Source organism: Citrobacter sp. Cpo221 (assembly GCF_030332345.1).
Classification (GTDB): domain Bacteria; phylum Pseudomonadota; class Gammaproteobacteria; order Enterobacterales; family Enterobacteriaceae; genus Citrobacter; species Citrobacter portucalensis.
Genome location: NZ_JAOWIA010000055.1, coordinates 20588 through 34769 on the forward strand (window position 1 = coordinate 20588; position 14182 = coordinate 34769).

Consider the following 14182-nt stretch of genomic DNA (forward strand, 5'->3'; position numbering starts at 1 on the left):
CTAGCACCTTATCCGGCCTACTAAGTACAACGCTGCCCGTAGGCCTGATAAACGTAGTGCCATCAGGCAATAACACGAATATCCAGGCCATGCGCCGGATGGCGGCTAACGCCTTATCCGGCCTACTGAGTACAACGCTGCCCGTAGGCCTGATAAGCGTAATGCCATCAGGCATTAACACGAATGTCCAGGCCATGCGCCGGATGGCGGCTAGCACCTTATCCGGCCTACTAAGTACAACGCTGCCCGTAGGCCTGATAAACGTAGTGCCATCAGGCAATAACACGAATGTCCAGGCCATGCGCCGGATGGCGGCTAACGCCTTATCCGGCCTACTGAGTACAACGCTGCCCGTAGGCCTGATAAACGTAGTGACATCAGGCAATAACACGAATGTCCAGGCCATGCGCCGGATGGCGGCTAGCGCCTTATCCGGCCTACTGAGTACAACGCTGCCCGTAGGCCTGATAAACGTAGTGCCATCAGGCAATAACACAGTTACTCTTCAATACGCGGATGCTGCTGCACCAGACGCGTGCGCTTAACCTGTAGCTCAGCAATTTCCTGATCGATATCTTCGATTTTCTGTTCAATGTTATCGTAGTGTTCGCCGAGGATCTCTTTCGCTTCCTGAATATCCGAAGCAGCAGGTGTCGCGCCTTTCAGCGGCTGATTAGCCGTCTCTTTCATGGTCACGCCGGTAATCAAACCTACTACCGCAATCACCATCAGATAATAAGCAGGCATCATCAGATTCTGCGAGCTTTCCACCAGCCATGCGGCCAATGTCGGAGTCAGACCGGCGATTAATACCGAGATATTAAACGCGGCGGCCAGCGCACTGTAGCGAATATGCGTCGGGAACATCGCTGGTAACGTTGACGCCATCACCCCGGTAAAGCAGTTGAGGATCACCGCCAACATCAACAATCCGGCGAAAATCAGGCCGATGACGTTACTGTTAATCAGAATAAATGCCGGAATCGCCAGCACAAACAGCGCAATACTGCCCATGATCACAAACGGACGACGCCCGAAGCGGTCGCTGAGCAACCCCATAATCGGCTGCACAAACAGCATACCAATCATGATGGCGATAATAATCAACACGCCATGGTCTTCAGAGTAATGCAGGTTATGCGACAGATAGCTCGGCATATAGGTGAGCAGCATGTAGTAGGTGACGTTGGTGGCAATCACCAGACCAACACATGCCAACAGGCTGCGCCAGTGCTTAGTTGCAATCTCTTTAAACGAGACCTTAGGACCTTCCTGCAGACCCTGACGATCGCCCTGCTCCAGTTTATCCACGTGCTGCTGGAACGCCGGCGTCTCTTCCAGCGCATGGCGCAGGTACAGACCAATCAGCCCTAACGGTAGCGCCAGGAAGAACGGAATACGCCAGCCCCACTCAAGGAAGTTATCCTCGCCGACGATAGTTGAGATCAGGACCACCACGCCCGCGCCCAGCACAAACCCGGCAATCGAGCCGAAGTCCAGCCAACTGCCCATAAATCCGCGCTTACGGTCTGGCGAGTACTCTGCGACAAAAATCGATGCCCCGGTATACTCTCCGCCGACCGAGAACCCCTGCGCCATCTTACACAGCAACAGCAGAATCGGTGCCCAGATACCAATTGAGGCATACGAGGGAATAAGACCGATACAGAAGGTACTGATCGACATAATTACAATGGTGATAGCGAGTATCTTCTGGCGACCATATTTATCGCCAAGCATACCGAAGAACAATCCGCCAAGCGGTCGAATCAGAAAGGGAACAGAGAAGGTGGCGAGTGCGGCAACCATCTGCACGCTGGGGTCAGCCCCCGGGAAGAACACTTTACCTAATGCGTAAGCAACAAATCCATAAACACCAAAATCGAACCACTCCATCGCATTACCTAACGACGCTGCGGTAATGGCTTTTCGCAATTTACCGTCATCAATGATGGTAACGTCGCGCAGCGTTATTGGTTTTATTTTTTTCCTTTTTAGCATACTCGTCCTCATAGACTTAGCCCTGTCACGCTCCAGTTCGAGTCCCCCAACGCCCATGCGTCAGGGTCATCACCGAGCGGGGAACGCACAGGCGCATTCCCTGTAACAAGCGTAGCAGGTTTACTTACACTGACGAGAAACGCACAGTACAACCGAACCTGTTGACGCCTGATTGGGCGGTTAATGACCTCTTTACCCTAACAGCGTTTAAATTTGTGATCAACTTCACATATAGTTTTTCATTTCGTCAACATGCGTAAATTAGGTCATTCTTAGTCAGCTTTTTTACATGTAATGCTTGCGATTTAATGACAATTAAATACAAAAATAAATCGCTTTATTGCACCAACAATCACAGCGGTCACTATTATTCTGCTAGCAAAAAAACCACCTAATCCCTTCACAAAAAGATCACAGCTTTTTTAATAATCAGAGCGACCGAGAACTTTTGCTTGGAATATGTGACGAAGATAACTAAAACATCGTTTTATTTTGATTGAATCAATGTTCCCATGAATGCAAACTAATTCCAGACGCAATATCCCTGGGAGCAGCAACACGCTCAACGTATGCCGCGTTAGATTTTATAAAACAAAGAGATAGCGATTTTCTTTGTTAAGAAACATCAGTAACCATTTGAATTTATTAATTTTTACCCTCTTGCGCGAGTTTTAGCAGCGACAAGACATGAGGACGTTTATGAAAATTAAAGCCACGATTGAACGCATCCCCGGCGGAATGATGTTGATTCCTCTGTTATTAGGCGCAGTGTTAAATACGTTAGCCCCGGATACCGGTGCGTATTTCGGTTCGTTTACCAAAGGAATGATCAGCGGAACGGTACCGATTCTGGCAGTGTGGTTTTTTTGTATCGGCGCATCTATTGATTTACGGGCGACCGGTACGGTATTACGCAAGTCCGGTACGCTGGTAATAACCAAAATAGCCGTGGCGTGGGTAGTGGCAATGATTGCTGCTTCATTTATTCCTGATACCGGTATTCAAACCGGGTTCTTTGCAGGCCTCTCAGTTTTGGCAATTGTCTCCGCAATGGACATGACCAACGGTGGTTTGTACGCCAGCCTGATGAACCAGTACGGCACCAAAGAAGAGTCCGGCGCATTTGTGTTGATGTCTCTGGAATCCGGTCCGTTAATGACCATGGTGATCCTCGGCTCCGCGGGTCTGGCCTCCTTCGAGCCACACCATTTCATCGGCGCGGTATTACCGTTCCTGATTGGTTTTACGTTAGGCAACCTGGATCACGACCTGCGTTCTTTCTTCAGCAAAGCCACACCGGTGCTGATCCCGTTCTTCGGCTTCGCGTTGGGTAACACTATTAACCTGAGCGTGATCGTTGATACCGGTCTGCTGGGTATCCTGCTGGGCGTCGCGGTTATCGTCATCACCGGTATTCCGCTGATTATTGCTGACCGTGTTATTGGTGGCGGGAACGGTACGGCAGGCGTCGCAGCCTCCTCAGCAGCAGGTGCTGCGGTAGCAAACCCGGTGATTATCGCCCAGATTAACCCGGCGTTCGAACCGGTTGCCGCATCCGCTACGGCGCTGGTTGCCGCCAGCGTAATTGTCACCGCCATTCTGGTGCCGATTATCACCGCGCTGTACGCCAAACGTTTTAATAAAAACCTGGTCGCCAACGAAGCAGTGGCCACCCCGGCAGACTCTCTGCACCACTAAACCTGCCTTTATCCTACTCACCAGCCCTGCTCAATTGACGAGCAGGGTCGGTGCAAAAATCTCCTCAACCATCGCATCGACCAGCCGCTTTGCCGAACACAATCGCGGCATTCCCAGCGCCACATTTTGCCAACGCTGCGTCACCGACCAGCTCACAGGATGACGTTGCGCATCGCACCAGCTCCCCAGCCAGCTCAGCATATCGTTATACTCGCCCGATCCGCCGACAGCTGGCGTGCTGAGCCAATGATGATAGTAATGACGCGTAGCGGGCGCTGCATTCACGCTGTCCGCCAATGCCTGAGCAGCCATGGTTCGCAGGTTGTCTTTTAGCATTAACACCACATCGGCATTCGCTAACCGGCAGGCATCACCAAAAGCTCCCCAACGTAGCTCCTCCAGCGCAACAAAACAGCGTCCTGGTAACGACCAGCCGTCATACGCGCCAGCCCGCCAGCGGGTAAAAATTTGTTCGCTATGCTCGCCCGCCTGAACCGTCAGGCCGCGCTGGGTCAGCGCCTTCTCTTTATACGCCGCGCGTTGGGTAAACCAATCAGTCAGTGAATTTATTTGCTGTAAAAGACCGGGGGTTGAAAGCCCACGCGGGTGTTCTGTTTGTTGCAAAAATATTAGCCCTTCGGCGATCCGTACCAGCGCCAGATGACCCGGGTCAATCATGCCTGCCAGCTTCTCCACCAGCTTAAGGCGCATCACCAGATGTTCGCTGGACACTCCTGCCATCACCCACGCACGCAGTTGCGTCTGGGATAACACCTCCTGCGTCAGACGCGCGCGCAGCCGCTGCTGCTGTTGCAGAAAACCGCCGGAACGTTTGGTTTCATCTCCCTGAACCAGATCGACCATAAACTTCGGGTAGACACACTCCAGCGTCCTCCCGGGGCCTTCCAGTAAAACGTTAGTCATGTGTGCTCGGTTGCAAAAAGGGTATTGATATCGTCACGCAGCAAACGGGAATCTTCATAAAGCCATGCCGCAATCGTAATGCGCTGCTGCAATTGCTCATTCATTGCATTCACCGCGGATTCATTTTGTTGGCGTAGCGTCAGACTCTCACTCAGACTCGCCTGCAATTGCGCCAGGCACAGAGAGAAATCAGCAAAAAATGTGGCCATGCCAGCCGTAACGGAGATATCGACCTGAGCAGCTAAAGCTTTACGAATTTGTTGGCAAAACTGGGAGACGTACTGCACAAGATTCTTATGCAATGCGCCCATATCTATGAGATAACGCGTTTTTGTTTCGACGTAATCATTCCATCCCCAGTTGGGTTGATTTAGCCAACGAGAGAAAGTGTCACGCACCACACCGCCAGTAGACGGCGCATTTTCTGCCGGAATATCCTGCTCAATGGCCTCGTTAAACAATTGGCGGGTATTGAAATTAAACATCGCCGTATGGAACGCTGGAAAACGGATCCGCGCACGAAAACCGGCGTGGTTTAGCTCCTCCTTCACCCTTTGCTCAATTGGCCGCATCGCGTCATTTAGCGCCCGGGAGAGCGTCGACTCAAGCTGTTCAAAACGCAGGGCTAAGTCCCGGCTGATGCTTTCCTGCGCCGCCAGCAATACCCCCTCACAGGACGAGCGAATTTTATCTAACACAATTTTCGCCTGCCCTTCATCATGCAACACCAACATCTCTCCGGCCATTTCTGCCGTATTCACAGCATTCCCCAGACCGTGTTGTGACATCATCAGGACGTTTTCTTTGACAAAGAACGTGTTGATACCGCAAAGAATCTCGGTTTGTTGCTCACTGAGATAGGCAGCAGCAGCCTCCAGCGCCAGTTCTACTTCATGGCTGACTTCATCGCTCACCCGCCCCTGGCTCACTTCTAACTGCTGCATATCCTCTTCAATATGCGTGATGTTCAGCCGCAGTTTGTCATAGGCGACCGTTAACCCATGGGCGCGAAATTCCAGATATTCGTGCACGCTTTGTGCATAGTTCAATAACTTATGTGACGCTGAGCGAAGCGCATACAGCGAAGCATTGGCATAAGCGGCGTGAATCACTTTCTGGATCGGCTGTTCAAACAGCGAGTCTTCCCACAACAGGTCGGCGGCATGGCGGATGTGTTCCGTATCGTCAAGATCGGTGGTGCGCCAGCGTCTGCCAAGCGCCGCTTCGGCAAAATCCTGCACCCAACGTTGCTCCTGATGATCCGGCAGTCGCCCGCGCGTCGTCAGCTCATGACGCGCCCTGTTTGCCAGATAGCCCCACATTGAGGAGACCGGATAAATTCTTTCAGGGGAGATTCCGCCTTGCATCAACGTGCCGGAAATCAACGCCCGCACCTGCTCTTCATCGTCACTGTTGCGATCTTTCTGATCGAACTTGTTCACCAGCGCATACAGCGGTACTGACTTGCCGACCGCCATAATCGCCTGACGCACTTCCTCATCGGAAATCGATTTCAGTTGGGTGTAATCCAACACCGCCAGCACCGCAGAGGCCCGCACCAACTGTTCATTGAGCATTTTTTGTAAGTGCGGTTGTCCCGCCTCGTTCGGCCCCGGGGTATCCAGCAGCGTTAATTGCCCTGGGTAGCTTGCCTGTCCGGCCAAATGGACAAATTCAACCTCAATAACCGGAATATGCTCAATCGCGGCATAGGCGGCAAAAGGAAAATCAACATCCAATGCTTTTGACAGGCGCACCAGGTCGTTGAGGCTTTTAAGGCAATGGAAAATAGGCTGTGCACCAAGATAATACCGTTCAAATGCCACACCATTTTCAATATGTTGCAGCAGAACATTCATATCCTTGTCAATTTCCAGGGTCTGCGTAAGACGCAGGCGATCGCACTCGCGCACGCGCTGCTGCAAAACCTTCATTAAGGCATCGATCGGCGCGACATGTGAAAAATGCAGCACCGGCTCTTTCTGCCCCGGCGTATGGCGTATTAGCGTTGGTAACGCCGTCATGGGGCGATTACGATTAGGTAAAACTTCTGTACCTACAATGGCGTTAATCGTCGTCGATTTTCCCGCTTTCATCGTGCCAACAATCGCCAGCACCATTTCCAGACGCGTAATCTTGCGCAGCTCATTATTGAGCGTTGCTTGCTGGACATCCATGCCACGCGCGCTGAAATGCAGGGGCTGAACAACCTGACTGCTATGCTCTCCTTGTTTTAGCGCGACATCATCCAACGAGGTCACGGGCAATTTTTGCAATTGCCTGAGATGTTCAAGCGAGAGCATCAGCAAGCGTTCCGCTTCCTGACTTAATTCATATATTGTCTGTGTGTGCATGGAAAATTTTTCCTTAACGCAAATGGCATTGCTTTTATTTAGCCCAATCGTTTTATTTATAGATTTTTTGGCTTTTATAATTACGTATAGAAATAATTAAAATCAAAACAACCAATTGATATTATTAAAATAAATTTGGTGTATAACCGCTGGCCTGATGCCTCTCACTTATGAAAATAAGTAAGAAAGATAAACAGCGTAGTTCAGTTTTAAAAAATGCCAGCGGAATCCCCCTACTAAATTTAAGAGGTTCAATGATATTCAATCACAATGACTTAGGCATTTCTAAGCAATGTTACCTATGAATATCAGATATTTCGCCTCACCTTATCTTAAATATCTAAGCGTAGCAATTTCCCTTAAAAAATATTCCGCCATACTTTCATTGAGGTGAAAGCAGAGGGTCTTTACAGCAGATCATTTTGCGTAATCACGCAGTAGTCCCGACAAAAGCAGGGATTTTATGTATAATTGCGGCCTTTTTCGGCAATCTGCCATTTTTTGGGCGCATTTGCCCCTGCTGACTTTTGAGGAAATCCACATGTCATTACCACACTGCCCGCAATGCAACTCCGAATACACTTACGAAGATAACGGCATGTTCATCTGCCCGGAATGCGCTCACGAATGGAACGATGCTGAACCGGCGCAGGACAGCGACGAACTGATCGTTAAAGATGCCAACGGCAACCTGCTGGCTGACGGCGACAGCGTTACCGTCGTGAAAGATCTGAAAGTAAAAGGTAGCTCTTCCATGCTGAAGATCGGTACCAAAGTGAAAAACATTCGTCTGGTTGAAGGCGACCACAACATCGATTGCAAAATCGATGGCTTTGGCCCAATGAAGCTGAAATCTGAGTTTGTGAAAAAGAACTGATGCAATTTGCCTGATAGCGCGACGCTAATCAGGTCAACACCAGCTCTTCTGCCAGGCGGGAAGCTCATACTTCCCGCCTGGTTTATTTTTGCAGACGCTAACTACACTTAATTGGCTTCTTTTACCTGAGGTAAAGATTATGCCGTTAAGTCCCTATATCTCCTTTGCAGGCAACTGCGCTGACGCTATCGCCTACTATCAAAAAACGTTAGGCGCTGAGCTACTCTACAAAATCAACTTCGGTGAAATGCCCAAATCGGCGCAGGATAGCGAAGATGGTTGCCCTTCAGGCATGAAATTCCCCGATACCGCCATCGCCCACGCCAACCTGCGCGTTGCGGGTAGTGACATCATGATGAGCGATAGCGCCCCGGACGGAAATGCTCACTACTCTGGCTTTACGCTGGTGCTCGACACGCAAAACGTCGATGAAGGCAAACGCTGGTTTGATAACCTGGCAGCAAACGGAAAAATCGAAATGGACTGGCAGGAAACCTTCTGGGCCCACGGTTTCGGTAAAGTGAGCGACCAGTATGGCGTGCCGTGGATGATCAACGTCGTCAAACAACAGCAACCCCCTACAGAGTAATATAACGGGAGGCCAGCCCTCCCGTACTGTCATCAAATATCGCTCAACTCTTCATCGTCGAGTAACCATCCCTTAACGAAAACGTCACATTAATCCGCCACGATGGGGCCACTTTTTTAGGGAGGCCGCATCATGCAAACGATTATTCGCGTCGAGAAACTCTCCAAGTCCTTCATTCAACATCAGGCGCTCAATGCGGTTGATCTGAACATCTGTTCCGGTGAGATGGTGGCTCTGCTTGGGCCGTCTGGCTCCGGCAAATCCACCCTTTTACGTCATTTAAGCGGTTTGATCACCGGTGATAAATCCCCCGGTAGCCGCGTCGAGCTGCTGGGCCGCACCGTTCAACATGAAGGCCGCCTGGCGCGCGATATCCGTAAAAGCCGCGCCCACACCGGCTACATCTTCCAGCAATTCAATCTGGTGAACCGCCTGACGGTGCTGGAGAACGTCCTGATTGGCGCGCTCGGCAGCACGCCGTTCTGGCGTACCTGTTTTAGCTGGTTTAGCCAGGAACAAAAACAGCGTGCATTACAGGCGCTGACCCGCGTGGGCATGGCGCATTTTGCATACCAGCGCGTTTCCACGCTTTCGGGCGGTCAGCAGCAACGCGTTGCAATTGCCCGCGCGCTGATGCAGCAGGCCAAAGTGATCCTCGCCGACGAGCCGATAGCCTCGCTGGACCCGGAATCCGCACGCATCGTGATGGACACCCTACGCGACATAAACCAGACCGACGGCATCACCGTGGTCGTCACGCTGCATCAGGTGGATTACGCCCTGCGCTACTGCGAACGCATCGTCGCGCTGCGCCAGGGCAACGTCTTCTTTGATGGCAGCAGCCAGCATTTTGATAACGATCGTTTTGACCATCTCTACCGCAGCATGAACCGCATCGAACAGAGCGCGCAGGCTGCCTGACATCCCCACAATGAGGAATGGAAATGAGTTATAGAACAATTGCCGCGCTGGCCTTCACCAGCATGTTTAGTCTCAGCACACTGCTCACCCCGGCCCATGCCGAAGAGCAGGAAAAAGCGCTGAACTTTGGCATTATTTCGACCGAATCACAGCAAAACCTGAAACCGCAGTGGGAACCGTTCCTGAAGGACATGGAAAAATCACTGGGCGTGAAAGTGAACGCCTTCTTCGCCCCGGACTACGCCGGGATCATCCAGGGAATGCGCTTTAACAAAGTTGATATCGCCTGGTACGGCAACCTCTCGGCAATGGAAGCGGTGGATCGCGCTAACGGGCAAGTGTTTGCCCAGACCGTTGCCGCCGACGGATCCCCGGGTTACTGGAGCGTGTTGATCGTTAACAAAGACAGTCCGATCAATAACCTGAACGATCTGATCGCTAAACGTAAGGATCTGACCTTCGGCAACGGCGATCCTAACTCAACGTCAGGCTTCCTCGTCCCCGGCTACTACGTCTTCGCCAAAAACAACATCTCCGCCAGCGACTTCAAACGCACCGTTAACGCCGGACACGAAACCAACGCGCTGGCCGTCGCCAACAAGCAGGTCGATGTCGCCACCAACAACACCGAAAACCTCGACAAGCTGAAAACTTCCGCGCCGGAAAAACTGAAAGAGCTGAAGGTGATCTGGAAGTCGCCACTGATCCCGGGCGATCCGATCGTCTGGCGTAAAAACCTTTCCGAAACCACCAAGGACAAGGTGTACGACTTCTTTATGAATTACGGAAAAACACCGGAACAGAAAACCGTACTGGAACGCCTGGGATGGGCACCGTTCCGCGCCTCCAGCGATCTGCAACTGGTGCCGATTCGCCAGCTGGCGCTGTTTAAAGAGATGCAGGGTGTGAGGGACAACAAAGGGCTGAACGAGGAAGAGAAAACCAGCAAAACCTCGGTGCTGAAAGCGCAGCTCGATGACCTTGACCGTCTGACCGCCGCACTGGGCGCTATGACCAGCGTCACCAAAGCGGTGCAGTAACCCTGGTGCCCAAATTGTAGGCCTGATAAGCGCAGCGCCATCAGGCAATGCAAAGGATTACATGCCGGATGGCGGTGCCAGCACCTTATCCGGCCTACAACAGACCCGAAACATCGACACCCAGGAGCTAAACATGCAAACCATCACCGTCGCCCCGCCCAAACGTAGCTGGTTCTCGTTGCTGAGCTGGGCCATTCTTCTCGCCGTACTGGTAGTCTCGTGGAAAGGTGCCGAAATGGCTCCGCTCACGCTAATCCAGGATTCCGGCAATATGGCGACCTTCGCCGCCGACTTCTTCCCGCCGGACTTCAGCCAGTGGCAGGACTATCTCGGTGAAATGGCCGTCACTCTGCAAATTGCCGTCTGGGGTACCGCCCTCGCCGTTGTGCTGTCGATCCCCTTCGGCCTGATGTGCGCCGATAACCTGGTCCCGTGGTGGATTTACCAGCCGATGCGTCGCCTGATGGACGCCTGCCGCGCCATCAATGAAATGGTCTTCGCCATGCTGTTCGTGGTCGCCGTCGGGTTAGGCCCATTCGCCGGGGTGATGGCGCTGTTTATCCACACTACCGGGGTACTCTCCAAGCTGCTTTCCGAAGCAGTAGAAGCTATTGAGCCAGGTCCGGTAGAAGGCATTCGCGCCACCGGTGCCAACAAAATTGAAGAGATTCTGTACGGCGTTCTGCCACAGGTCATGCCGCTGCTTATCTCCTACTCGCTGTATCGCTTTGAATCCAACGTTCGCTCGGCCACAGTGGTCGGAATGGTGGGTGCAGGCGGTATTGGCGTGACCTTATGGGAAGCGATTCGCGGCTTTCAGTTCCAGCAAACCTGCGCCCTGATGGTGTTAATCATCGTCACCGTCAGCCTGCTGGATTTTCTTTCCCAGCGTTTGCGTAAGCACTTTATCTGATTAGCGAGGCATTGATTGCTATGCACTTGTCTACACATCCGACCAGTTATCCAACGCGTTATCAGGAAATTGCCGCGAGACTTGAGCAGGAGCTACGTCAACATTATCGCTGCGGTGACTATCTGCCCGCCGAGCATCAGCTTGCCGCGCGCTACGAGGTAAACCGCCACACCCTGCGCCGCGCCATTGACCAGTTGGTTGAACGCGGTTGGGTTCAGCGTCGTCAGGGCGTCGGCGTGCTGGTGCTGATGCGCCCGTTCGATTACCCGCTTAATGCCCAGGCGCGCTTTAGTCAGAATCTGCTGGACCAGGGCAGCCATCCCACCAGCGAAAAACTGCTGGCGGTGCTGCGTCCGGCCTCCAGCCACATTGCCGATGCGCTCAGCATAAACGAGGGCGATAACGTGATTCACCTGCGCACCCTGCGCCGGGTTAACGGCATCGCACTGTGCCAGATCGACCACTATTTTTCCGACCTCTCGCTGTGGCCGCTGCTGCAAGGCTTCAACAGCGGTTCGCTGCATGACTACCTGCGCGAACAGTCCGGTCTGAGGCTGCTACGCACGCAAACGCGCATCAGCGCCCGCCGCGCGCAGGCCAAAGAGAGCAAGGTGCTGGAAATCCCCAATATGGCGCCGCTGCTATGCGTGCGCACCCTGAACCACCGTGAAGGCGAAGAACACGCGGCGGAATACTCCGTCAGCCTGACCCGCGCCGACATGATCGAATTCACTATGGAGCACTGAATGCATTTCGATACCGCCACCCGCCAGCGCTGGATGCGCGCGCTGGCATACAGCAATGCCGATGCCCTGAACGCCCGCATCACCGCGCTCAAGCTGACGCCGGACTATGAACTTATCCGCGCTCCGGAAAGCGGACTGATGCAGATCCAGGCCCGTATGGGCGGTACCGGTAACCGCTTCTTTGCCGGTGACACTACGCTTACCCGCGCAGTAGTACGCCTGAAGAGCGGCACGCTGGGTTACAGCTACCTGCAGGGACGCAACAAACAACATGCCGAGCAGTGCGCGGTGATTGACGCGCTGCTGCAGGAACAAACGCATTTCCAGAACCTAATGGAAACCTTAATTGCCCCGCTGGAAGCGGAACGCGATGCGCTGATTAACGCACGCCGTGCCGAAGTCAACGCCAGCCGGGTCGACTTCTTCACGCTGGTACGCGGAGATAACGCATGACTTTACAGACCGCTTTTAATTTACCCGTTCAGGATGCTCAGCAGAGCTTTCGTCGCCTGCTGAAAGCCATGAGCGAACCGGGCGTAATCGTCGCCCTCCATCAACTGAAACACGGCTGGCAGCCGCTGGGTCTGGCGACCACCAGCGTGCTGCTGACCCTGGTCGATGGCGACACGCCGGTCTGGCTGGCGCCGTCGATGGATAACGATATCGCCCGCCAGAACCTGCGTTTTCACACCAACGCGCCGCTGGTGGATCAGCCGCAGCTGGCGGCCTTTGCCGTCGCCGACGAGCGCATCAGCAGCGAACAGCTTAACGCCCTCTCCGCCGGTTCCGCCGTCGCGCCAGAGACCAGCGCCACGCTGATTGTGCAGATCTCTGGCTTAAGCGGCGGACGCATGCTGCGTCTGACCGGTGCGGGCATCGCCGAAGAGCGCATGATCGCGCCACAGCTGCCGGAATGCCTGATTCACGAACTCACCGAACGCCCGCACCCGTTCCCACTGGGGGTCGATCTGATCCTCACCTGCGGCGAACGTCTGCTGGCTATTCCGCGAACCACCCATGTGGAGGTGTGCTGATGTACGTCGCCGTCAAAGGGGGCGAAAAGGCGATAGCCAACGCCCACGCCCTACAGGAGAACCGACGCCGGGGCGATGAGACCATTGCTGAACTGAGCGTGGCGCAAATCGAACAGCAGATGAACCTCGCCGTTGACCGGGTAATGACCGAAGGCGGTATTGCCGACCGCGAACTGGCGGCGCTGGCGCTGAAGCAGGCCAGCGGTGATAACGTCGAAGCCATCTTCTTGCTCCGCGCCTACCGCACTACGCTGGCAAAAGTGGCGGTCAGTGAACCGGTTAACAGTGCAGAAATGCGCCTTGAGCGCCGAATCTCGGCGGTCTACAAAGATATTCCCGGCGGGCAACTGTTGGGACCAACCTATGATTACACCCATCGCCTGCTGGATTTTACCCTGCTGGCCAATGGCGAAACGCCGTCTCTGCGCAGCGCAGACGGCGCGCAGGATGCCTCCCCACACGTCTTTTCCCTTCTGGCCAACCAGGGACTGGCAAAGAGTGAAGAGGATGATGGCGCGACACCCGACGACATCACCCGCACGCCGCCGGTTTACCCCTGCTCACGTGCTTCACGTCTGCAACAGCTGATGCGCGGCGACGAAGGCTATTTGCTGGCGCTGGCCTACTCCACTCAGCGTGGTTACGGGCGCAACCACCCGTTTGCCGCCGAAATCCGCAGTGGCTATGTAGCACTGGAAACCGTACCAGAAGAGCTGGGATTTGCGGTGAACGTCGGCGAACTGCTGATGACCGAATGCGAAATGGTTAACGGGTTTGTCGCGCCAGAAAATGAATCCCCCCATTTTACCCGCGGCTACGGGCTGGTGTTCGGTATGAGCGAACGTAAAGCGATGGCGATGGCGCTGGTGGACCGCGCCCTACAGGCAGCCGAATACGATGAAACGGTCACAGGACCGGCGCAGGACGAAGAGTTCGTGCTGGCGCATGCGGATAACGTCGAGGCGGCGGGTTTTGTTTCGCACCTAAAACTTCCCCATTACGTCGATTTCCAGGCCGAACTGGAACTGCTCAAACGCCTGCAACAGGAGGCCACCCGTGACCACTAACCTCTCCGGCTACAACTT

General features: G+C 53.7%; 13 protein-coding genes. 10 read left to right on the forward strand and 3 right to left on the reverse strand.

Features of this window, described 5'->3' with window-relative positions; all coding sequences use genetic code 11:
• Window positions 1-498 precede the first annotated feature (498 nt).
• Window positions 499-2001 carry a glycine betaine/L-proline transporter ProP gene (gene proP, locus OGY72_RS14055; protein ID WP_003826737.1) on the reverse strand — a complete coding sequence of 501 codons (1503 nt, stop codon included), beginning with the start codon at window positions 1999-2001 and terminating at the stop codon, window positions 499-501.
• A gap of 699 nt (window positions 2002-2700) precedes the next feature.
• Between proP and kdgT the strand changes: the two genes are divergently transcribed.
• Window positions 2701-3699: a 2-keto-3-deoxygluconate transporter gene (gene kdgT, locus OGY72_RS14060; protein WP_003826735.1), complete on the forward strand. Its 999-nt coding sequence runs from the start codon at window positions 2701-2703 to the stop codon at window positions 3697-3699.
• Window positions 3700-3729: 30 nt separating this feature from the next.
• Here kdgT and OGY72_RS14065 read toward each other — a convergent pair whose 3' ends face one another.
• Both OGY72_RS14065 and crfC read right to left on the reverse strand, forming a co-directional pair.
• On the reverse strand, window positions 3730-4623 hold the full coding sequence (locus tag OGY72_RS14065; RefSeq protein ID WP_148362552.1) for a diguanylate cyclase regulator RdcB family protein: 894 nt from the start codon (window positions 4621-4623) through the stop codon (window positions 3730-3732).
• Window positions 4620-6977, reverse strand: a complete 2358-nt coding sequence (gene crfC / locus OGY72_RS14070) for a clamp-binding protein CrfC (protein ID WP_003826731.1) — start codon at window positions 6975-6977, stop codon at window positions 4620-4622. Before crfC ends, OGY72_RS14065 begins: the two co-directional genes overlap by 4 nt.
• A gap of 541 nt (window positions 6978-7518) precedes the next feature.
• On the opposite strand from crfC, the gene OGY72_RS14075 reads away from it, so the two are divergent.
• The 9 genes from OGY72_RS14075 (at window position 7519) to OGY72_RS14115 (ending at window position 14164) form a co-directional block, all read left to right on the forward strand.
• Window positions 7519-7854: a zinc ribbon domain-containing protein YjdM gene (locus OGY72_RS14075; protein ID WP_003031835.1), complete on the forward strand. Its 336-nt coding sequence runs from the start codon at window positions 7519-7521 to the stop codon at window positions 7852-7854.
• A 139-nt stretch (window positions 7855-7993) separates the two neighbouring features.
• The gene (yjdN, locus tag OGY72_RS14080) at window positions 7994-8443 is read left to right on the forward strand and encodes a VOC family metalloprotein YjdN (RefSeq protein ID WP_003031832.1); all 450 of its coding nucleotides are present in this window, start codon (window positions 7994-7996) and stop codon (window positions 8441-8443) included.
• A 132-nt stretch (window positions 8444-8575) separates the two neighbouring features.
• Window positions 8576-9364 (forward strand): phosphonate ABC transporter ATP-binding protein, encoded by a 789-nt coding sequence (gene phnC, locus OGY72_RS14085; RefSeq protein ID WP_286547993.1) that lies wholly within the window; start codon window positions 8576-8578, stop codon window positions 9362-9364.
• A gap of 23 nt (window positions 9365-9387) precedes the next feature.
• On the forward strand, window positions 9388-10404 hold the full coding sequence (gene phnD, locus OGY72_RS14090; RefSeq protein ID WP_286547995.1) for a phosphonate ABC transporter substrate-binding protein: 1017 nt from the start codon (window positions 9388-9390) through the stop codon (window positions 10402-10404).
• 133 nt (window positions 10405-10537) lie between these two features.
• On the forward strand, window positions 10538-11317 hold the full coding sequence (gene phnE / locus OGY72_RS14095) for a phosphonate ABC transporter, permease protein PhnE (protein WP_016155398.1): 780 nt from the start codon (window positions 10538-10540) through the stop codon (window positions 11315-11317).
• 20 nt (window positions 11318-11337) lie between these two features.
• Window positions 11338-12063 (forward strand): phosphonate metabolism transcriptional regulator PhnF, encoded by a 726-nt coding sequence (phnF, locus tag OGY72_RS14100; protein WP_063941252.1) that lies wholly within the window; start codon window positions 11338-11340, stop codon window positions 12061-12063.
• Window positions 12064-12516, forward strand: a complete 453-nt coding sequence (gene phnG, locus OGY72_RS14105; protein ID WP_286547998.1) for a phosphonate C-P lyase system protein PhnG — start codon at window positions 12064-12066, stop codon at window positions 12514-12516.
• Window positions 12513-13097 (forward strand): phosphonate C-P lyase system protein PhnH, encoded by a 585-nt coding sequence (gene phnH / locus OGY72_RS14110; protein WP_126319488.1) that lies wholly within the window; start codon window positions 12513-12515, stop codon window positions 13095-13097. Before phnG ends, phnH begins: the two co-directional genes overlap by 4 nt.
• Entirely contained in the window at window positions 13097-14164 is a 1068-nt protein-coding gene (locus OGY72_RS14115) for a carbon-phosphorus lyase complex subunit (RefSeq protein WP_126319490.1), read from the forward strand. Before phnH ends, OGY72_RS14115 begins: the two co-directional genes overlap by 1 nt.
• Window positions 14165-14182: the final 18 nt, after the last annotated feature.